Origin of the sequence: Streptomyces sp. NPDC005899 (assembly GCF_040629645.1) — a bacterium.
GTDB lineage: Bacteria > Actinomycetota > Actinomycetes > Streptomycetales > Streptomycetaceae > Streptomyces.
Window position 1 is genome coordinate 1 of the sequence record NZ_JBEXWB010000071.1, and the last position, 21457, is coordinate 21457.

The window sequence follows — 21457 nt, forward strand, 5'->3', positions numbered from 1 at the left end:
CCGGCCGGCACCTGGCCGGACCCCGCGGCCGTGCTCCTCACGGCGCTCGGCCCCGGCCCCCGGCTGTGGGAGCGCGGCCCCGCCCACCCGGAGGCCCTGGTGGTGCGGCTGGGCACGTCGGAGCGGGCCGGTCTGCCCGCCGTGCCCGTCACCGTGGGGCTGCGGGAGGCGGGCTCCCTGGGGCTCGCGGGCCCCCGGGCCCGGCTGACCGGGCTGGCCCGCTCGGCGGTGGCCCAGCTCGCCGCCCTGCACTCCCCCTTCGACCTGGAGATCGTCCTGATCAGCACGGACCGGGCACGCGGCGCGGAGGAACGCCGCCGCGACTGGTCCTGGCTCGGGTGGCTGCCCCACCTGCGCCCCATGCACGGCCAGGACTGCAGGCTCCTCCTCGCGTACGACCGCGAGCAGGCGGCGGCCAGGACGGCGGAGCTGGTGCGCCGCATGGAGGACGGGCCGCTGGGGCACGCCTGGGCGAGCGCGGACCGCTCGGCCGTCGCCGAGGCCGCCCGCGGCCACGCGGGGCCGTACACCGTGGTGATCGTGGACGGCGACCCGGGCTCGGCCGAGCTGCGCGAGGCCACCGCCGGGCTGGCGGGCGCCGGTGCGGCCGCCGGGATCCACCTCGTCTGCCTCGCCGAGACGCCGGCCGCCTCACCCACCTCCCCGGTCGCCGCCACCTACGACGCGGCGTGCCGCGCCTCGATCCCCTTCCGCGAGTGCGGGGCCGTCGCCATGCTGAGCGGCGACGTGGCGACCGCGCTGCGCCTGCTGCGCACCGCGGGCGGCCGGACGGCGGGCCACGGCACCGTCGCCACGGTGGACGCGGTGTCGGTCCCCTGGGCCGAGCGGTTCGCCCGGGCCCTCGCACCCCTGCGGGACGAGGGGTCGGCCGTGCTGCCGGGCAGGCCCGTGGCCGCCGCGCCGCCCCCGTCCGCCCGCCTCCTGGACGAGCTGGGCCTCGCGCGGGCCACCCCGGCCTCCCTGATGGCCCGCTGGGCCTCCACGGCCGAGCAGCAGCCCGGTGCCACGCTGCCCCCGGTGGTCCCCGCCGGGGCCGACCTGGACACGGCCGGGTCCGGCCGCACCCTGAGCACCGGGCCCCGGGTGGGCCCGCAGCGCGGGACCGCCCGGCCCGCACCCGCCCCGTCGCAGGGCCACGGGCCCACCAGCTCCGGCTCCGGCCACCTGTCGTCCGGCGCGACGGCCGGGGCCGGGACCACCCGGATCGTGGCGCAGCGGCGCGACGGCGGGCCCCTGCCCGGCCCGGCGGCCGCCGGGTCTGCCGGGCGCCCGGTGATAGTTCTCGGCGCCGGACCCCGCGGCCCCCTCTCCGTCGATCTCGCCGGCGAGGGGCCGCACCTGCTGATAGAGGGACCGGCGGGCAGCGGCCGCACGGAACTGCTGCGGGCCGTGGCCGCCTCGCTGGCTTCCGCCGCCCGGCCCGACCGGCTCGGCATCCTGCTGATCGACGGCTCGGGCGGCGAGCACGGGGAGCGCGGCGAGGGGCTGCGCCCCTGTACGGAGCTGCCGCACGTCTTCACGCACCTCGTCGCCTCCGATCCCGTCCGGATGCGCGAGTTCGCCCAGGCACTCGGTGGCGAGCTGAAACGCCGGGCGGAGCTGCTCGGCGGGCTCGACTTCACCGCATGGCACGAGCGGTACGCCGAATCGCAGGCTCTGCTGACCGGCCGGCGCCCGGGCAGCGCCGCCGAACAGCGCGGTGACCTCGACACCCCCGCCGGCGGCACCCTGCGGCTGCGCCCGGCGGCCGCCCGCGCCGCGGACCCCGGCCCGTCCCCGCTGCCCCGGCTCGTCGTCCTGGCGGACGACTTCGACGCCCTGGTGGCCCCGGCGCTCGGGAGTCCGGGCCGCCCGTCCGCCGGGTCCGTCGTCCGGGTCCTGGAAGCCGTGGCCAGGGACGGCGGGCGCCTGGGCGTCCACCTCGTCGCCGCCTCCGGCCGGCCGGACCGCACCGAGGACACCGAGCTGGCCCGGGGTGCCCGGCTGCGCATCGTGCTCGACCCGCCCGTCGTGCCCCCCTCCCCCGACGAGGCGGCGCCCGGCCGGGGACGGCTCGGGCATCCGGACGGCCGGGTGACGCCGTTCCAGGGCGGCCGGGTCACCGGCCGCATCCCGCGCACGGCGACGCTGCGCCCGACCGTGGTCCCGCTGGAGTGGGAGCGGATGGGCGATCCGCCGGCCCGCCGGCCGGTCCGCGAGCTGGGCAACGGGCCCACCGACCTGGCGCTGCTGGCCAGCGCGCTGGAGCGGGCGGCCCGGTCGGTGAACGCCGAGCGGCTTCCCCCGTTGAGCCCGTACACCGCGCCCTCGCCCTCCTGATCGCCGAGCCCCACCGACCTGGCGCGACGTCACGAGCCTGTCACGATCGGCCAGTTGGGAGTGATCGCGGTATTGCGGCGCTGGTGCACCCGGCGTAGGACTGTGCGCACGGACGATGTGAACCGCACGATGCGGGGCGTGAGCGGCACCGCAGGGTCCGACCGTTCGGTGCCGGTCCGCCCACGCGCGTGCAGGAGAGACGGGGCAGGAATGCGCACAACCCTTCGCATGCGGCGAGCCGCTCTGGTGTTCACCGCCATCGGGGCGCTCGCACTCACCGGTTGCAGCGACGGCGGTGGCAAGGACAAGAAGGCGGGCGAGGGCTCCGGCCCGGACAAGGAGAGCTCGCCGAGCGTCGCGCTGCCGAAGCTGGACGGCCAGAAGATCTCGGTCGCCGCGGTGTGGACGGGCCCTGAGCAGGCCAACTTCACGAAGGTGCTGGACGAGTTCGAGAAGCGCACGGGTGCCACGGTCACCTTCGTCCCGGCGCAGGACCCGATCGTGAACTTCCTCGGTACGAAGATCGCGGGCGGTCAGCCCCCGGACGTGGCGATGATCCCGCAGGTGGGCGCCATCCAGCAGGCGGTGGCCAAGAAGTGGGCCAAGCCGGTCGGCCCGGAGGCGCGGGCCCAGCTGGGTCAGAACTACGCCAAGGTCTGGCAGGACCTCGGCAGCGTCGACGGCACCCAGTACGGCGTCTACTTCAAGGCCGCCAACAAGTCGCTGGTCTGGTACAACACCAAGGCGTTCGAGAACGCGGGCGCGAGCGAGCCGAAGACCTGGAAGGACTTCATCGCCACCGCGGAGACGGTGTCCGCCTCCGGCGTCACGCCGGTGTCGGTCGGCGGTGCGGACGGCTGGACGCTCACCGACTGGTTCGAGAACATCTACCTCTCCCAGGCGGGCCCGGAGAAGTACGACCAGCTGGCCAAGCACGAGATCAAGTGGACGGACCCGTCGGTCAAGGACGCGCTGACCACCCTGGCCGAGCTCTTCGGCAAGCCGAGCCTGATCACGGGCGGTGCCGACGGGGCCCTTCAGACGGAGTTCCCGGCGTCGGTCACGCAGACGTTCACCGGGGGCGACCAGCCCAAGGGCGCGATGGTGTTCGAGGGCGACTTCGTGTCCGTCAACATCGCCCAGACCGAGGCGAAGATCGGTACGGACGCCAAGGTGTTCCCGTTCCCGGCGGTCGGCGCCGACTCCCCCGTCGTGACGGGCGGTGACGCGGCCGTGGCGCTCAAGGACGGTAAGGGAGCCCAGGCCCTGCTGACCTGGCTCGCCTCCAAGGACGCGGCGAGGATCTGGGCCGAGGCCGGCGGGTTCATCTCGCCCAACAAGTCGCTGGACACGGCCGCCTACCCGAACGACGTGCAGCGCACGATGGCCGAGGCGCTGATCGACGCCGGGGACGACGTGCGTTTCGACATGTCCGACCAGGCCCCGCAGTCGTTCGGCGGGACGCCCGGCAAGGGCGAGTGGAAGACGCTCCAGGACTTCCTGAAGAACCCGAAGGACATCGCGGGGACCCAGGCCAAGCTGGAGTCCGACGCCGCCAAGGCCTACACGAGCTGACGGGATGACCACAGCGACCGCGGGGGGCACCGCACCGGTGCCCCCCGCCGACAAGCGTCCCGGTGGGCGCGGGCCCGGACCCGCGCGCTCGCGGCGGAGTGTGACGGGCACGCGCAGGGTCGTCGCGGCGGTGTTCCTGCTGCCGGCCCTCGTGCTGCTCGGCGCCCTCGTCGTCTATCCGATCGTGTACTCCGTCTACCGGTCGTTCTTCGACCAGGCGGGCACGGGCTTCGCCGGCCTCGACAACTACAAGGCGCTGTTCACCGACGACACCATCCGCACGGCGGTCAGGAACAACGCGGTCTGGGTGGTCCTCGCCCCGACGGTCTCCACGGCGCTGGGCCTGATCTTCGCGGTGCTGACCGAGCGGATCCGCTGGGGCACGGCGTTCAAGCTGATCGTCTTCATGCCGATGGCGATCTCCATGCTGGCCGCCGGCATCATCTTCCGGCTGGTGTACGACCAGGCTCCGGAGCGCGGGGTCGCCAACGCGGTGGCCGTGGGCGTGCACGACACGTTCGCCGCGTCGTCGGCGTTCCCCAAGGCGCACCCGCTGCCCGTCCATCCGCTGAAGGCGGGCGGTGGCGGCTCCTTCGTCACCAAGGAGCCCGTCCGGGCGGGGGAGCCGGTGCTGCTGCCGCTGGTCGGGGTGGCGCCCGCCAAGATGCCGGACGACGCGGCGCCGGCGAAGGCCGCGCCGGCGTCCGGTGACGGGGTCACGGGCACCGCGTGGCTGGACTTCACCAAGGGCGGCGGCGGCAGGCCGAACGTCGTCGACCCCTCGGAGTCCGGCCTCAAGGGCATCGAGGTCGAGGCCGTCAAGGGCGGCAGGGTCGTCGCCTCGACGACGGCGGGCGCCGACGGGGTCTTCACGCTGCCCGCGTCGGCGGACGGCGCCGTGCTCCGCCTGCCCGCGGACAACTTCCGGGAGCCGTACAACGGCGTCGACTGGCTGGGGCCCTCCCTGGTGACCCCCGGCATCATCGGCAGCTACGTCTGGATGTGGGCGGGCTTCGCGATGGTCCTGATCGCCGCGGGCCTCGCGGGCCTGCCCCGCGAACTCCTCGAGGCGGCCCGGGTGGACGGGGCGAACGAGTGGCAGGTGTTCCGCCGGATCACCGTCCCGATGCTGGCTCCCGTCCTGGCGGTGGTGCTGGTCACCCTGATGATCAACGTCCTGAAGATCTTCGACCTGGTCTTCATCATCGCCCCCGGCTCCTCGCAGGACGACGCGAACGTCCTGGCGCTGCAGCTGTACCGGTCCTCGTTCGGTACGGACGCGGACCTCGGGGTCGGCAGCGCCATCGCCGTCCTCCTGCTGCTGCTGGTGATCCCGGTGATGCTGTTCAACATCCGCCGCATACGGAAGGAGGGACGGCGATGACCACGAACGAGGCCGCGCAGGCGGCTCCCACCCCGGACGCGGTGCGTGCGGTGTCCCGGCCGGAAGCCGCACCGGCCCGGCGGTCCCTGGGCTCCCGGCTCGCCGCGAGGGCCGGCGGTGGTGTCATGCGGGTCTTCCTCGTGCTGGTGGCCCTGTTCTGGCTGATGCCGACCATCGGGCTGCTGCTCTCCTCGCTGCGGGGGTCCGACGACATCGCGGCGACCGGCTGGTGGAAGGTCTTCTCGGCACCGTCCGAGCTGACGTTCGACAACTACCAGCGCCTGCTGGACAACCCGGTGATCACCGACTCCCTCCTCAGCACCGTGCTGATCACCGTCCCGGCCACCCTGCTGGTCGTGGTGATCGGCTCGTTCGCGGGTTACGCGTTCGCCTGGATGGAGTTCCCCGGCCGCGACTGGTGGTTCCTGGTGGTGGTCGGCCTGCTGGTCGTGCCCGTGCAGGTCGCCCTGATCCCCGTCTCCGAGCTCTTCGGCGCGATCGGGATCTTCGAGACGACCTTCGGTGTGATCATGTTCCACACGGCGTTCGGGCTGCCGTTCGCCATCTTCCTGCTGCGCAACTTCTTCGCCGAGATCCCGCGCGAGCTCCTGGAGGCCGCGCGGCTGGACGGCGCGGGCGAGATCCGGCTGTTCACCCGGGTGGTCATGCCGCTGGGCGGGCCGGCGATCGCCTCGCTCGGCATCTTCCAGTTCCTCTGGGTGTGGAACGACATGCTGGTCGCGCTGATCTTCGCCGACTCGGAGTCCCCGCCGATCACGGTGGCCCTGCAGCAGCAGGTCCGGCAGTTCGGCAACAACATCGACGTGCTGGCACCCGGCGCCTTCGTGTCGATGGTGATTCCGCTGGCCGTGTTCTTCGCGTTCCAGCGGCAGTTCGTCTCCGGCGTGATGGCCGGCGCGGTCAAGTAGGAGAAACCGACAACAGCACAGAGGTTCGTCAACCTCGGGGCGGCCCGTTCACTCTCGAATGGGCCGCCCTACCTCGTATTTCCCCCGAATGCCACGTCCGGCGTAACCATGTCACTCCATCGGCCGTTTGCGGGCCACCTGCCCGCCCGCGAGCGCCCCTGGATGTGTTGTGCCCCGGTTCAGTGTCATCGTGCCCGCGTACCGGGTCCAGGCGTACCTGCACGCGTGTCTCGACTCCGTGCTGGACCAGTCGTACAAGGACTACGAGATCATCGTGGTCGACGACTGCTCGCCGGACGCCTGCGGCCCGATCGCCGACGAGTACGCCGCCCGCGACCCCCGGGTCAGCGCCGTGCACCTCCCGCACAACGCCGGACTGGGTCCCGCCCGGAACGCCGGCGTCGCCAGGGCGAGCGGTGACTACCTGCTCTTCCTCGACGGCGACGACACCTTCACCCCCGAAGCACTGCAGACCATCGCCGACCGGCTGGACGCGACCGGCGGACCCGACGTCCTCGTCTACGACTACGCCCGCACCTACTGGTCGGGCGGCGCCGTGCGCAACACCTTCGCCGAGCACCTCGCGGAGACCGGCCCCGCCTCCTTCCGGCTGGCGCAGCGCCCCGAGCTGCTCAAGGTCCTCATGGTCGTCTGGAACAAGGCCTACCGCCGCGAGTTCATCGAGGCCGAGGGCTTCGCCTTCCCGCCCGGCTACTACGAGGACACCCCCTGGACCTACCCGGTGCTGATGGCCGCCGGATCGATCGCCGTCCTGGACGCGGTCTGCGTCGGATACCGCCAGCGGCGCCGGGGCAACATCCTGTCCACCACCACCCGCAGGCACTTCGACGTCTTCGACCAGTACGACCGGGTCTTCGCGTTCATCGACGCGCGCCCCGAACTCGCCGTCTGGCGGCCGGTGATGTTCCGCCGCATGCTCGACCACTTCTCGACGCTGTTCACCTCCCGGGGCAGGCTCCCGCGCGGCACCCGGGCCGAGTTCTTCCGCCGCGCCCGTGCCCACTGCCGCCGCTACCGCGTACCCGGGGCCCCCGTGCCGTGCCGCACCCGCCTGCGGCACGCGCTGTTCCGGCTCGGCGCCCACCGCACGTACCGCTTCCTGTGGGCCGCGCAGCAGCTGCGCGGCCGGCTGCGCCACCGCTGCGCCGCCCTGCGCCGTGCGGCGCGCGGAGCCGCCCTCCAGCTGCACTACCGCGTCCAGCTGCGGCTGCCGGTCCGCCCCGCGGACGCGGTGTTCGCCGCCTACTGGCACCGGGGCTACACCTGCAGCCCCGCGGCCCTGGAGGCCACCGCCCGCGCCCTGGTCCCCGGCCTGCGCACCTTCTGGATCTGCCGCCCCGAGGACGCGCACACGGTGCCGGCGGCCACCCGCGTGCTCCACCCGGGGACGTACGCGTACTGGACGGCCCTGGCCCGCGCCGGATACCTCGTGAACAACGTGAACTTCGACCGCAGGCTGGTCAAGCGGCGCGGCCAGGTGTTCCTCCAGACCCACCACGGCACCCCCCTGAAGACCATGGGTACCGACCTGGTGCACCGCCCGGCGGCGGCCGGCCCCATGGACTTCGAGCAGTTGCTGCGCAACATCGACAAGTGGGACTTCTCGCTCTCCGCCAACGAGCACTCGACGCTCGTGTGGGAGCGCACCTACCCCTCCGGGTACACCACGCTGGAGTACGGCAGCCCCCGCAACGACGTCTTCCACCGCGCACGGCCCGCCGAGGTCGCACAGCTGCGGGAGCGGCTGGCGGTGCCGCCCGGCCACACCGCGCTGCTCTACGCACCGACCCACCGCGACTACCGGCGCGACCCGCACCCGCCCCTGGACCTGGTCCGGCTCGTCCGGGTGCTGGGACCGCACTTCGTGGTCCTGGCCCGCTCCCACTACCTCGACGCCGCCTCCCGGGCGGGCACCTCCTGCCCCTCGCACCCGCAGATCATCGACGTCACCGGCCATCCGTCCGTCGAGGAACTCTGCCTCGCCTCGGACGCGTTGATCACGGACTACTCGTCACTCATGTTCGACTACGTCAACCTCGACCGTCCGGTCGTCCTCCACCTCGCCGACCGGGAGGCGTACGAGGCGGCCAGGGGCACCTACTTCGACCTGGAGGCGTTTCCCCCCGGGGCCGTGGCCCGCGACCAGGACGAACTGCACCGGATCCTCGCCACGGACCACTGGCGCGGCCCCCGCGCCGCGCAGCGCCGGGCCGCCTTCCGGGCCCATTTCTGCCCGTACGACGACGGGCACGCGGCGGAGCGGGTGGTGCGCCGGGTCTTCCTGGGCGAGACCTCGGGACTGCCCGTGCCCACGCCCCTGAGGGACCTGGGCACCACGGGTGTGCCCCGTCAGGTGCCGGTGCGGGAGTACACCAACGGGTGAGGCGGCACGCCCGGGCCGTGCGGGCCGGGCCAGCACGGCCCGCACGGCCGCTCAGCGCTCCAGCAGCGCGAACAGGTCCTCCCAGCGGTCCATGACCTCTTCCTCGGAGAACCGCTGGACGGCGATCCGTGCCCGGTCCCCCATGGCGTCCCGCAGCCGGGGGTTGCCGGTCAGCCGCAGCAACCGGTCCGCGAGCGCGCCGACGTCCCCGGCGGGTGCCAGCAGTCCGTCCTCGCCGTCGCGGATGATCTCACGGACACCCGGCGCGCAGTCGAACGCCGCACAGGGCACCCCGCTCGCCATGGCCTCCAGCAGGGCGAGCGGGAAGCCCTCGCCGCGCGAGGACTGGACGAACACGGAGGACGCCGCGAGCGCCCCCGGGACGTCGTCCGTGCGGCCCCTCCACCGGACCGACCCGTCCAGGCCCAGATCCGTGCACCGGGTCCGCAGTTCCGCCTCGTCCTCGCCGGCCCCGTAGACGTCCAGCCGCCAGCCGGGGCGCCGCGGGGCCACCAGGGCCCAGGCGTCCAGGAGCATGTCGACGCCCTTCTGGTCGGTGAGCCGCCCGATGCTGGCCACGGCCTTCTCGCTCCGGGGCGAGGGCGCGCCGGGCAGCGCGGCCAGGGCGTTGGGCATGAAGCCGACGTTGTGCATCCCGTCGCCCGCCCAGGTGTCGGCGTCCTCCTCGGTGAGGACGAGCCAGCGGTCCAGCGCCCTGTAGTGGTTCCTGATCCAGCGGTAGCGGTGACTCGCCCGGGAGTAGTCGTAGGACTCGTGGCTCATCCCGATGACCCGGAGACCGGCCGTGTCCGCCTCGCCGACCCACTCCATGGCCCAGACCTGGCTGACGATCACCACCCCGCCGGGCCGCGCCGTGCGGAGGATGTCCGAGAGCCGGGCGACGGCACGCCGCTTCTCCGCCACGCGTGCCGCCTCGCGCCTCCTGGCCGTGAGCCGGAGGCGGTCCCGGAGGCCCTTCGGGGCCCACGGGGTCGGGGGGTGCTCCGGGTACAGCGCCGTCACGGGGTAGCCGGACGGTTCGGGCAGGGCCATCTTCAGCGCGGAGGCGTGGATCCCGATCACCCGCACCCGGTGGCCCCGCTCCAGCAGCAGCCGGGCCGTCCGGTGCGTCCAGCCCGTCACCCCGCCGAGTTCGTCCGTGCTGTTGGAGACGATGAAGACGTCGCGGACCTCACGGCTGCGGCTCATCGGCCGGCCTCCCCGTTGCGGGCCCCGCGGGCCGGGACGATGTGCCGGGCGAACACGGTGTCGACGACCGCGCGGGCCGCGTCCCCCCGGTCGTAGCCGCCGAACTCCTCGGCGAAGGCGGTGCGCCGTTCCTGGAAACCGGTGTCCGCGGTCTTCAGCCGGGCCAGCACGGCGAAGAGCTCGTCCTCGGTCCCGACGACCGGCCCGGGAGCCTTCTCCCGCAGGTCGAAGTAGCTGCCCCGGTCGGCGGCGTACGCGTCGAGGTCGGGGGCGAACAGGACGATCGGGCGGTCCAGGAGTGCGTAGTCGAACATGATCGACGAGTAGTCGGTGACGAGGACGTCGGCGAGCGCGAGCAGCTCGCTGACGTCGTGGTGGCCCGAGACGTCCACGACCGTGCCGGGCGGGCACACGGGCAGGCTCGCAGCCTCCAGGTAGTGGGCGCGCACCAGCAGGGTGTACGTGTCGCCGAAGCGCTCCGCGAAGCGTGCGGCGTCCAGCAGCAGGGGCCGGCGCCGGCGCCCGCCCCGGACGGCGCGGAAGGTCGGCGCGTAGAGCACGGTCTTGCGGTGGTCGGGCAGCCCCAGCCGCGCCGCGAGCGGCGGACGCGGCAGCCGTCCCTCGGCCTCCGCCCTGACCCGCGCCGCGATCAGGGCGTCGTTGCGCGGGTATCCCGTGCGCAGCAGGGACTCCTCGGGCAGCCGGTAGGCGCGGGCCAGCGTGCGCACGTCGTGCTCGGAGCGGACGAGGAAGTGGTCGAAGCGGTGCACGGCCCGCTGGAGCCGCTCGCGCTGCGGGGCGTTCTGCATCCGCACCCGGGTCTCGTCGAAGCCCATGCGCTTGTACGCCGAGCCGTGCCAGGTCTGCAGGTAGGTCGTGCCGGACGGTTTGCGCAGGTGCTGCGGGAAGCCCTGGTTGTCGACCCAGTACTCGGCCCGGGCGAGGGCCCACAGATACCGCCAGGACCACCGGCGCACGAGTCGCGCGCCGGCCGGGAAGCCGTCCGGGGAGTTCTCGTACGACCAGACGCAGTGCAGGGGCAGCCCCCTGCGGCGCACCTCCTCGTGCACGGCGCGGGGGCTGTCCCCGTAGCACCTGCCCATGTGGCTCTCGAAGACCACGGAGCCCTTGCGCACGGGCAGCCGGAGGAACCAGGAGTGGTAGACGGAGACCTTGCGGCCCCGGGCGTGCAGCCGGTCCAGCCGGGTGCGCAGGGCCCGCAGCAGGCTCCTGGCCCGGCGGGCGGGGCGGAAGTGGGTGGCGTAGTGGACGAACCGCCGGGCCGTGCGGGCGGGGCGGCCGCGGGCCTCCAGCCGGAGCGCCAGGTGGTCCTTGAGCGTGACGTAGGGCTGCCAGGTGTCACCGGCGGACCGGCCCAGCCGGGGGCGGGCGGGCGAGCGGTCCGCGGGGCCGACCAGGTCGTGCGGGGCGAACAGGTCGCTGACCGAGCGGGTCCGGCCGTCGTCCAGCACCATCCGGGCGTCCCACACGGTGTCGCGGACACCGAACGGGCGCAGACCGCGCGTGAGGTGGACGCGGGTGTGCCAGGCGACCGAGGTGGCCTCGCGCCGTACGTCCCCGACGGGGAAGCGGAACGCGCGGGAGCCGTCCCGCACCCGGAACTCCAGGTGCGCGGTGAGCGTCCGGTCCGGGGCGGGGCCGGTGTGGGCCGGCAGCACGAGACGGCCGGCGAGCAGGACCCGGCCGCCGTCGGGCTCGTAGCGGGTGAGCCGGTTCATCAGTCTCAGCTCGCCGAACTCCCGGTGCTGGTGGCCGAGCGCGGTGACGTCCATGACCGGGTCGGGCCGGCCCTGCCAGTACACCCGCCCGTCCTCGCCCGGGCCGAGCGGCGCGGCCACGGTGCCCCGCCTGCGCAGCGCGTACGCCGCCGCGAGCACCTCCTCCGCGTCGCCGCGGCACAGCAGCCCCACACCGACGCGCTCCACGGGCGGGAGGCCGAGCAGCGCGTCCCGCGGGACGACGTCCGCCAGCACCCGGGCGGCCGTCGCGGCGATCTCGTCGCGCTCGGCGGCGGAGCGCAGGACGAACGAACGCACGAGGGGCACGAGGTGGTCCCGGAGGAAGGCCCGGTCGCGTTCCTCGCGCAGGCTCGTCAGGCCCTGCGCCACCAGGACGTGGCACACCCGCCGGTGGGCCTCCACCAGACCGGCCAGGTCCCGGCCGGCGTCGGGCGCGGCGCGTCCGGAGACGATCCTGCGGCGTAGGAGCGCGATCCTGCCGACCACCGCCGCGGCGAGCGGGCCGAAGAGGATCCCGCTGCGGGCGAGGTCCTCGTCGTAGCGCAGGCCATGCCGCTCCAGCGCCGCACGCCGCAGGCAGAAACCGGTCACCAGGGCGTCGTGTGCGGCCAGTTCGGGCGCTTCGGCGAACCGTGCGAGGACCCGGGAGCGGGCGAACAGGGCCTGCTGCCAGGGCGGTTCCTGCTCCTTTGGCCCGTCCCCGGTCAGCCTGCTCCAGCAGCCGGCGACCAGGTCCGCGCCGGTGCGCTCCCCGGCCTCCCACAGGTTGCGGCAGGCGTCCCGCTGGAGGCGTTCGCCCTCACCGAGGACGAGGACGTACGTGCCCAGGGCCGCGTCGAGCCCGGCGTTGCGCAGGACCGGGACGGCGCCCGCCGGAGCGTCGGGAGCGAGGACGCGGATCCGGCCGGGCGCGTGCCCGGCGAGCGATCCGGCCATCGCGCGCAGGGCGGGGCCGGCGTCGGCGGGGAGGACGACGAGGGCCTCGACGGCGCGCAGCGACTGCTCGAGCACGGACTCCACGGAGGCCCGCAGGGCGGCCTCCCCGCCCGGTGCGGCGGTGATCACACAGCTGAGGTCGGGAGTGCTCATGCCCGCGCCCCTTCCAGCATCCGGTCCACGACCCGCGCCGCGGCCGTACCGTCGTCGAGATCGCAGAAGTCGGCGCGGAATCGGTCGTACGCCCCCCGGTGCCCGGCGGTCGCGGCCTCCGGGTCGCGCAGCGCCTCGACGACGCCCTGCGAGGTGGGCAGGAGCGGGCCGGGCGCCCGGTCCTCGAAGTCGAAGCAGAAACCGCGCAGGGTGTCGCGGTAGTGCTCCAGGTCGTGGGTGTGGAACAGCATCGGCCGGCCGGTCTGGGCGAAGTCGAACATCAGGGACGAGTAGTCGGTGACCAGCACGTCGCTGACCAGCATCAGTTCGGCGACGTCCGGGTAGCGCGACACGTCACGGACGAAGCCGTCCTCCGGGACGCTGCCGCCGACCAGGTAGTGGCGGCGCACCAGCAGCACGTGGTCGTCCCCGAGCATCCTCCTGGCCCGGGCCAGGTCCAGCTGGAGGTCGAGTCCGTACCGGCCTCCCCGCCTGGGCCGGTCCTCGCGCCAGGTGGGGGCGTAGAGCACCACCCGCCTGCCGTCGGGCACGCCCAGCGCCTCCCTTACGGCGACGGCCGTCTTCGCCCGCTCGGGGGCGTACAGCAGGTCGTTGCGGGGATAACCGCACTCCAGCACCTCCCCCGTGTAGCCGAAGGCACGGCGCAGGACGGAGGTGGAGAAGGTGTTCGGCGAGACGAGCACGCTCCACTGGGCGGCACGCCGCGGCATGGACGCCATGTACGCGGCGTCGGCGCACGGGGTGCCCGCCAGGTCGCGGCCGACGCGCTTGAGCGGGGTGCCGTGCCACGTCTGGACGACGAACTGGCCGTCCGCCCGCTCGAACCAGTCGGGTAGCTGCGTGTTGGTGACGATCCAGCGGCTGCGGGCCAGCGCCTCGTACCACTCGGCGCTGTGCAGGGCCACCGCGCGCACTCCGGCGGGCACGGCGGCCTGCTGGTCGCGGACGACCCAGAGGTGCTCGACGCCGGTGCCGCGCCGGGCCAGCTCCTCGTGGACGGCGCGGGGCGAGTCGGAGTACTGGCGCCCGTCGAAGCTGGAGTACAGCACGGCGTCCCGCAACCCCCGGGTCCGCTCGGCGGCGTACTTCTCGCGCAGCCGGCTCTGCCCGTACGCGCCCCGGTCCCGCGCGGGCAGGGCGCTGCCGGACTCCAGGCTCAGCCGGTCGTGGAAGCGCCGCTCCAGGGTGAAGCGGCGCCCGCCGAGATCCCGGTGCGCCGGGAGCCCTGCGTGCAGTTGGGGCGCCACGCGCAGCGGGAGGTAGCGCTCCGGGTCCCTCTCGCCCCGCTCCCGCAGGAAGGGATACCAGCGGCCCTCCGCGAGCGGCAGCGTGCCCCCGGCCCCCTCGACGGCCGACGGGGCCGGCGCCGTGCGGAACACCGCCCCCGTGTGCTCCACGGCGAAGGCGGCCTCCTCCCGGTGGCCGGCGTGCCGCAGCACCAGCTCGACCGGCCTCGCGGGCACCGCCGGGAAGGTCCCTTCCAGGATGAGGTCGCCACCCTCGGGCCAGGTCAGACGCGTGAGCACGGGCTGCACGGGCCGGTCGGTGAGGACGAGGTCGCCGGAGGGGTTCGCCGCGGCGTACAGCTCACGGCCCCCGCCCAGCGGATACCGTCCGGCCTCCGTCTCCGGGCGGGCCGCGACCGCCAGCCGCCGGCCCGCGCCCACGAGCTGGACCCCCCAGTCGCCGTCGGTGCGGCAGAAGGTGTCCAGCGGCACGTGGGCGACGAGCGTACGGCCGTCCGTGGCCTCGTCCGGGGCCAGCGGGAACTCCCGGGTCTCCTTGGTGCGCCACTCCTGGAGGCGCAGGGCCGTCAGGCCCGCCGGGCCGTCGGCGTCGAGGACCCGCACCGCGATCCGCACCGCGCCGCCCTCCCGGTCCTGCGCGCCGGCCGGCGCGTGCCCGGCCAGCACCGCGTGGATCCGCTCGGCGCGCAGCTCCAGCTTGTTGCCGTTGAGCACGGGGACGATTCGTCCGCGCTCGCCGAGGTAGTGCACGGCCGGCGGGGCCGGGTTGCCGAGCAGCCGCATCGGGCCCCGGCGCGGACGGCCCCCGGCGAGGACGACGGACTCGAGCTTCCAGACCGCGCGGGCACCCCGGGCGGCGAGCCGGCCGGGGTCCACCACGGTCTCGAAACCGGACCGTTCGTAGCGGTGCAGGGTACGGCCCGACCTGGCGGCGGCCTCGTCCGTCACCGTCGTGCGCATCCGGAGCGGGACGAGCCGCCGGCCCGACCTCAGCCAGCCGGTACCCGCCGACCGCCCCGGGGCGTTGCGGACGTACGCGTACCCCGTGAGGTGCAGCTTCCCCTCCCGCCAGACGGCCTCGGTGAGATGGGCGTGCACCGGGAGGTCCGCGTCCGACAGGGCGGTGACCCGGTGCGGCAGCGGCCCCCGCACACCCGGGTACTGCGCCCTCGGACGCAGCACGCCCTGGACGCGGAAGGTGTCCCGGTCGGTCGCCTCGTGTGCGAGGAGCGCCAGCAGCTCCGGGGTCCTGCGCTCACGGATGAGCTGCCACTTGACCCGCAGGTGCAGGGGGAGGTCGGCGAGGACGGCCGGTTCGACGGTGTCGGCGAAGGCGTTGGCATGGGTGAGGAACGCCTCCCGGAAGTCGGCGTCGCCGTCCGGCAGCGCCTCCATGAACAGCCAGAGGTCACCGGAGAGCGCGTGGGCGTCGTAGCGCCGCCGGGCCTCCGCCATGCCCCGCTCGGCCAGGAAGCGGCTGACGGACGACACCGCGGTGACGCGGTCGCGGATGCCCCGGGACACGGCCCGCCGGGTGGTGATCGAGCCGTCCCGGTCCCGCCAGTGGTAGACGGGTTCCTCGACGACGTCGACGCTCCCGGCGAGGAAGTGGGCGGGAAGGACGACGGCGATGTCCTCGTACAGGACGCCGGTCGGGAAGGCGAAGGCGTGCCTGTCCCAGAACGACCTGCGGAACACCTTGTTGCAGGCGATGCGGTCGCCCAGGAGGATCCAGTCCCGGGTGACGTGGGTGGCGCGGCGGTGGGTCTCCATCGGTTTGCGGAACATCGGGGACTGCTCGAGCGCGCCGTTCGCCCGGAGCCGCAGGACGTTCCCCGTGGCGAAGTCGGATCCGGAGGCGTCGAGTTCGGCGAGCATCCTGGCGTAGGCGCCGGCCGGTACGACGTCGTCACTGTCGACGAAGGCCAGGAACCGGCCGTCGGGGTGGGCCTGTCCCGCGCCCGCGTTGCGCGCGGCCCCGAGCCCGGCGTTCTCCTGCCGGATCAGCCGGAACCGCGTGTCCCGGCGTGCGAACTCCAGTGCCACGGCCGCACTGCCGTCCGTGGACCCGTCGTCGACCATGACGACCTCCAGATCGGCCATGGTCTGCCCGGCCAGCGACTCCAGGCAGGCTCCGAGGTACTCCTCGACGTTGTAGAGCGGGACGACGACGGTGAGACGGGGTGCCATGCGCTGCGCACGATCCTTCCGGGCGGACGGTGACCGGCCGGGAACGGGGGTGGTGTCACGGGATCCACCGCGCGCTTCCGCGGCGAAGTCGTCGGCCACCATGGCTCCGCCATGTCCCGACCCTCCGCCTCGCGGCCGCGCGCACCGGATCCCGCTCCCTCTCCACCCCGGTTCCGCCGGTCCGGGCTCGACTGGTCTTCTGCATAACGAACGAGCCCCGTGCCGGGGAGGCACGGGGCTTCACGACGCGTGCCTCCCCGTCAGGGCTTGACGGCGATGCGGCCCTCGTCCATGCGGAGCAGCAGCAGCCGCTCGCCGGTCTCCTCCAGGAACTCGTCCACCGCCTGGCGCGATCCCTGCCAGTAGCCGTAGTCGTCGATGAGGAGGACCCCGCCGCTCACCAGGCGGGAGTAGAGGTGCCGCAGCTCGTGTCTGGTCGAGGCGTACCAGTCGGTGTCCAGCCGGAGGATCGAGATCTGCTCCGGGGCCTGTCCGGGGACGGTGTCCTCGACCCTGCCCCGCACGTAGTGGACGCGGTGCTCGGGGTAGGGCACCTGCTCGAACCCGGCCCGCACGTCCTCGAGCGAGGCGACGGCCCAGATGGGGCGGTCCTTGCCCTGCGCGTCCAGCAGTTCCCGCGCCGGCCGGCCGTCACGCCGCAGGTCCTCCGCGGTGGGTTCGGTCATGCCCTCGTAGGTGTCGAAGAGGTAGAGGTCGCGGCTGGTCTCACCGAGGGAGAGCAGCGTCTTCGCACAGGCCTGCATCGACCCTCCGCGCCACACGCCGCACTCGACGATGTCACCGGGGATCCGGTGCCTGACGACGTGCCGGGTCGCGAGGACGAAGGCGTTGAGCCGCTCCGGCGACGTCATCGTGTACGGCTTGACCGCACGGATGATGTCCTTGGCCTCGTCGTCGTAGTCCGCCGGGAACTGCGGCTTCCTCGCCTCGGCGGGTCGCTTCCCCGCCGCCGGCTCACCGGGCTCCGGCTGCCGTGCCGAAGGGGCGGGCTGCTCGGCCTTCCCCGCCGGTGAGACGCGGGGGGCGGGCACGGTCGCGCGCCTGAGCTGGTATCCGGTGAGTTGCTGAAGGACGCCGTTGACGGCGTTGCGCCAAGCCATGCCGCCGGACAGTACGCGCGTATTGCGGCTCATGTCACCTTTCGTCAACCTGTGGTTGATGGGACCGCGGGGCTTCCCGGCCGTCCGCACCGCTCCCGGCCGTCGAGCGGGCGCGGCAACGGCACCCGCTCCACCCCGCCGACCCTGTTGGCCCACCAGACCGCCGTCTCCCGCACGGCGAACATGGTGAGCCGTGGGTAGCCCCGCGGCTTGCGGAAGACGCCGACGGAGTCGCCCCAGTAGGCGGCCTTCGCGTCGATGGAGCCGTAGTCGTGCCAGATGCCCCGGGACGGCGGGAAGTCGGTGTACGCCTCGCGCAGTTCGAGGCGGGAGTGGGCCGCCATGGCCCGGAAGCCGTCGGGGTAGTAGCGCCAGCAGTCCTGCGCGTCGTGGACGTGCCCGCGCGAGGGGGCGGTGATGAAGGCGTGTCCGCCGGGCTTCAGGACCCTGGCGATCTCCAGCATCGTCACCCAGAAGAAGGGGATGTGCTCGAACGCCTGCCCGGACAGGACGACGTCGGCACTGCCCGACCTGACGGGGATGCGGTAGGGACGGGTCATCACCGCGTCGACGTTGGGGCCGTCGAGCACGTCGACGCCGACGTAGTCGATGTCGTGGTCCGCCAGCAGCCCCTTGTGGGTGCGGGTCTGCTTGCCCGAGATCCGTGAGCCGAGGTCCACGACACGGTGCCTCCGTGCCTTGGGCAGATACTCCTCGACGCAGAGTTCCATCTGCTCGTAGGCGGACCGGTGCATGGACTTCTCCCAACGTTGCGGTGCGCGCGCGCTGTTGAGGACAACGACGGGACGGTCCGAAGGGGACGCCCCGTACGGGTGACGGGAGGCGTCAGCCGGACCCGACCGGGAAGACACGCCGCACCACCCGTTCCGCCGCGTGCCCGTCGTCGTACGGGCAGAAGCGGCGGCGGAACGCGGCCCGCAGCGCGGTCGCCCCCGCCGAGCGCCACACGCCCGTCCGCAGCACCTCCCGCAACTCCTCCTCCGTGGTGGCCACCGCCCCCGGGGTGTCGCCGGGGCGGCCGGAGAGGAGGTCGACGTAGGTACCGCGTGCGGCCCGGTAGGCGGCCCAGTCCGGCGCGTACGTGATGATCGGGCGGTCCAGGCAGGCGTAGTCGAACATCAGGGACGAGTAGTCGGTGATCAACGCGTCGGCGGCGAGGCAGAGCTCCTCGGTGCTCGGATGCCCCGTGACGTCGATGACCCCGTCCGCAGCGGGCTGCCCGGCCGAGCGCCCGTAGAAGTAGTGGGCCCGCACCAGCACCACGTACTCCCCGCCCAGCTCGCGGACCAGGCGTTCCAGGTCCAGCCGGGGCAGGAAACCGCGCCGGTAGTCACGGTGGGTCGGCGCGTACAGCAGGACGGTCGCCCCGGGGGCGATGCCCAGACCGGCGCGGATCGCGCCCGTCCGCTCCGGCGTCGCGGCGAAGAACACGTCGTTGCGCGGATAGCCGTACGGCAGGTGCTCGTACGAGGAGGGGTAGACGCGCTCCCAGACCTCGGTCGAGTGCGGGTTGGCGGACAGGCTGAAGTCCCACTGGTCGGTGTGGGCGACGACGCGCTCGAAGTCCACCCCGTTGGTCAGGGCGGGGTAGGGGTACTGGTCCAGGCCCATGGTCTTCAGCGGGGTCCCGTGGTGGGTCTGCAGGTAGACCTGCCCCGGGCGCTTGGTGAAACCGCCGGGGAAGCTGGAGTTGCTGACGAGGTACGTGGCGGTGGCCATGGCCCGCCAGTAGGCCCGGGACCCCTCGATCACGTACGGCACGCCGGCCGGCATCCGGTCGCGGTGGCGTGAGGAGACGACCCAGACACCGCGGATGTGCGGGACCAGCTCACGGGCCTTGGCGTAGACCGCCGCGGGATTGCAGGCGACGCCGCGGTTCCAGTAGGCCCCGTAGACCGCGAGGCACGGGTCGAGCGGCCGGCGCAGGTCGGCGCGGTACACGGCCCGCAGCACCCGGGCGCGCAGCGTCTTCCTGGCCGCGAGCAGCACGGCGCGCGCCCGGACGCGCCGGGCCCGGACAGCCTCCCTGGCCCGGTGTGCGGCGTACCGCCCGGGGAGCCCGGCCGCACGGAAGAAGGCCGCCCGGTCGGCGGGGGCGATCCGGCCCGGATCGGCGAGCACGGCCCGCAGATGGGCGGTGCGCTCCGCCAGGACGCGCGGGTCGCCCCCCGTCTCGGCGGCCAGCCGCCCGTAGGCGCCGATGACGGCGAAGTGCTCGCGCCCGGGGGCGGTGGCCGAGGTGCCCGAGCGGCGCAGGCGGTGGCGTACGCAAGTCCGGTCGAGTGCGGCGAGGGTGCCCGCGTCCGAGGCGAGGAAGCGCGCGCGCAGGACGGGCACGACGTCGTCGTACGGCCCGTCGGTGAAGCGGAGGCCGTGCGCGGTCCAGAAGGCGCGGCGGAAGAGCTGGTTGCGGGCCGCGGGGAGGGTGTTCCCGGGCGCCGTCCGGCCCCACCAGTCGACACGGTCGTGTCCGAGGAGGAGCACGTCGGGCCGGGCCGGAGGCACGTCGGGGGGCGGGCCGGGGGGCGGGGGGGACACACCGGGCCGCACCGGGGGCACCCCTGCTGACACACCGGCCGTCACGGGGGACGCCCCTCCCGCCGCACCGGCCGTCACCGGAGACGCCCCTCCCGCCGCACCGGCCGTCACCGGAGACGCCCCTCCCGCCGCACCGGCCGTCACCGGAGACGTCCCTCCCGCCGCACCGGGCCGCCCGGGAGCCGCCCCGGCCGGTGCCGCCGCGGGCTCCTGCTCGCGCACCTGCTCCTGCTCCCGCCGCGCCCCCGCCCGTCCGGGACACACCCGTGCGGTGATCTCCCGGACCGCCCCCGGCAGGAGCAGGTCGTCGCCGTCCAGGAAGAGCAGATAGGTGCCGCGCGCCTCGGCCGCCCCCGCGTTGCGGGCCGCGCCCGGCCCCCGGGAGCCACCGCAGGACGCGGTGTGCAGCACGCGCACCCGGGGGTCCCGCTCCGCGAACTCCCGTGCGACGGCCAGGCCGCCGTCGGGGGGTCCGGCGGCCACGGCGATCAGCTCCCAGCTCCCGTCGGACTGGTCGAGCACGGATTCGACGGCCGCCCTCAGGTATCCGAGGACGCGGTGGACGGGCATCACGACACTGACGAGCATGGCAGCGGAGCGTAGTGCGCGACGGACACCTCCCGTAGCGGACATTCACCCGTTCGGGTCAGCTCCGGTGACCCGGACGGGCCCCTGGGGTTGATCCGTACATGAAGCCACTCCTCAGCGTCGTCGTCCCCGTGCACAACGTCGAGGACTACCTGGAGGAGTGCCTCGCCTCCCTGGCCGGCCAGTCCCTGGACGCCCTCGAGGTCGTGCTCGTCGACGACGGCTCGACCGACGGCAGTGGCAGGATCGCCGAGCACTTCGCGGCCCGGGACGACCGCTTCCGCTGTGTGCGCCAGGACAACGCCGGGCTCAGCGCCGCGCGCAACACCGGGGTCGCCCACACGACTCCCGGCGTCCCGTACCTGGCGTTCGCGGACAGCGACGACGTCGTCGTCCACGACGCCTACGCACGGATGATCGGCTCCCTGGAGTCGACCGGCTCGGACCTCGCCACGGGCAACGTGTGGCGCCTGACCGGGCAGGGCAGGCAGCAGGCCTGGCAGTACCGCTGGCTGACCGCCGACCACCTGCGCACGCACGTCACCCGCGACGCACGGCTGCTGGCCGACCGGGTCGCCTGGAACAAGGTGTTCCGGCGTTCCTTCTGGGACCGCCACGCCTTCACCTTCCCGGTGGGCAGGCTCTACGAGGACGCCCCCGTGATGATCCCGGCGCACCACCTCGCCACGGCGGTGGACGTGCTCCACGAGCACGTCTACGACTGGCGCGTCCGCGAGGGCTCGATCACCCGGCGGCGCACGGACGTGCGGGGGGTGCGCGACCGCATCGCGGCGTGTGAGCGGGTGAGCGCCTTCTTGGCGGACCGCGACCCAGCCCAGCGGCGGCTGTACGACGCGTCCTGCCTGCGCGACGACTTCGTCTACTTCCTGGAGGGCCTGCCGATGGGCGGGCCTACCTACCGTGCCGCGTTCATGGCGGACGCCGGCGCCTTCCTCGACCGGGCGGGCGGCGCCGCGGTGGCCGGGCTGCCCGCCGGGGCACGCCTCAGGTGGCGGCTCGTGCGCGAACGGCGGCTGGACG

12 protein-coding genes are annotated in these 21457 nt (G+C 74.0%); 6 read left to right on the top strand and 6 right to left on the bottom strand.

The features are described from left to right. The 5 genes from ABZ371_RS11930 to ABZ371_RS11950 all read left to right on the top strand — a co-directional run. On the top strand, positions 1-2340 hold a 2340-nt coding region (locus tag ABZ371_RS11930), incomplete at its 5' end, for an FtsK/SpoIIIE domain-containing protein (RefSeq protein WP_358677081.1). A 210-nt stretch (positions 2341-2550) separates the two neighbouring features. Beyond that, on the top strand, positions 2551-3915 hold the full coding sequence (locus ABZ371_RS11935; protein WP_358677084.1) for an extracellular solute-binding protein: 1365 nt from the start codon (positions 2551-2553) through the stop codon (positions 3913-3915). A 4-nt stretch (positions 3916-3919) separates the two neighbouring features. After that, the gene (locus tag ABZ371_RS11940; RefSeq protein WP_358677089.1) at positions 3920-5299 is read left to right on the top strand and encodes a sugar ABC transporter permease; all 1380 of its coding nucleotides are present in this window, start codon (positions 3920-3922) and stop codon (positions 5297-5299) included. Beyond that, complete coding sequence (locus ABZ371_RS11945) at positions 5296-6228, top strand: carbohydrate ABC transporter permease (RefSeq protein WP_358677092.1); 933 nt, start codon at positions 5296-5298, stop codon at positions 6226-6228. The genes ABZ371_RS11940 and ABZ371_RS11945 overlap by 4 nt, the downstream gene beginning before the upstream one ends. A gap of 169 nt (positions 6229-6397) precedes the next feature. Then, a complete protein-coding gene (locus ABZ371_RS11950; protein WP_358677095.1) occupies positions 6398-8632 on the top strand; it encodes a bifunctional glycosyltransferase family 2 protein/CDP-glycerol:glycerophosphate glycerophosphotransferase in 2235 nt (744 codons plus the stop codon). 51 nt (positions 8633-8683) lie between these two features. Here the strand turns inward: ABZ371_RS11950 and ABZ371_RS11955 are convergent, their stop codons facing one another. From ABZ371_RS11955 to ABZ371_RS11980, 6 genes are all read right to left on the bottom strand, one after another. After that, positions 8684-9841 carry a glycosyltransferase gene (locus tag ABZ371_RS11955; protein ID WP_358677098.1) on the bottom strand — a complete coding sequence of 386 codons (1158 nt, stop codon included), beginning with the start codon at positions 9839-9841 and terminating at the stop codon, positions 8684-8686. Continuing rightward, positions 9838-12690 (bottom strand): CDP-glycerol:glycerophosphate glycerophosphotransferase, encoded by a 2853-nt coding sequence (locus tag ABZ371_RS11960; RefSeq protein ID WP_358677101.1) that lies wholly within the window; start codon positions 12688-12690, stop codon positions 9838-9840. The genes ABZ371_RS11955 and ABZ371_RS11960 overlap by 4 nt, the downstream gene beginning before the upstream one ends. Continuing rightward, positions 12687-16148, bottom strand: a complete 3462-nt coding sequence (locus ABZ371_RS11965; protein ID WP_358677104.1) for a CDP-glycerol glycerophosphotransferase family protein — start codon at positions 16146-16148, stop codon at positions 12687-12689. The genes ABZ371_RS11960 and ABZ371_RS11965 overlap by 4 nt, the downstream gene beginning before the upstream one ends. Positions 16149-16408: 260 nt before the next feature. After that, on the bottom strand, positions 16409-17302 hold the full coding sequence (locus tag ABZ371_RS11970) for a TylF/MycF/NovP-related O-methyltransferase (protein WP_358677107.1): 894 nt from the start codon (positions 17300-17302) through the stop codon (positions 16409-16411). A gap of 11 nt (positions 17303-17313) precedes the next feature. Continuing rightward, a complete protein-coding gene (locus ABZ371_RS11975) occupies positions 17314-18024 on the bottom strand; it encodes a class I SAM-dependent methyltransferase (protein WP_358677110.1) in 711 nt (236 codons plus the stop codon). A gap of 91 nt (positions 18025-18115) precedes the next feature. Then, positions 18116-20416, bottom strand: coding sequence for a CDP-glycerol:glycerophosphate glycerophosphotransferase (locus ABZ371_RS11980; protein WP_358677112.1), 2301 nt, complete (start codon positions 20414-20416; stop codon positions 18116-18118). A 101-nt stretch (positions 20417-20517) separates the two neighbouring features. Here ABZ371_RS11980 and ABZ371_RS11985 point away from each other — a divergent pair. Then, the coding region (locus ABZ371_RS11985; protein WP_358677115.1) for a glycosyltransferase at positions 20518-21457 on the top strand (940 nt) is incomplete at its 3' end.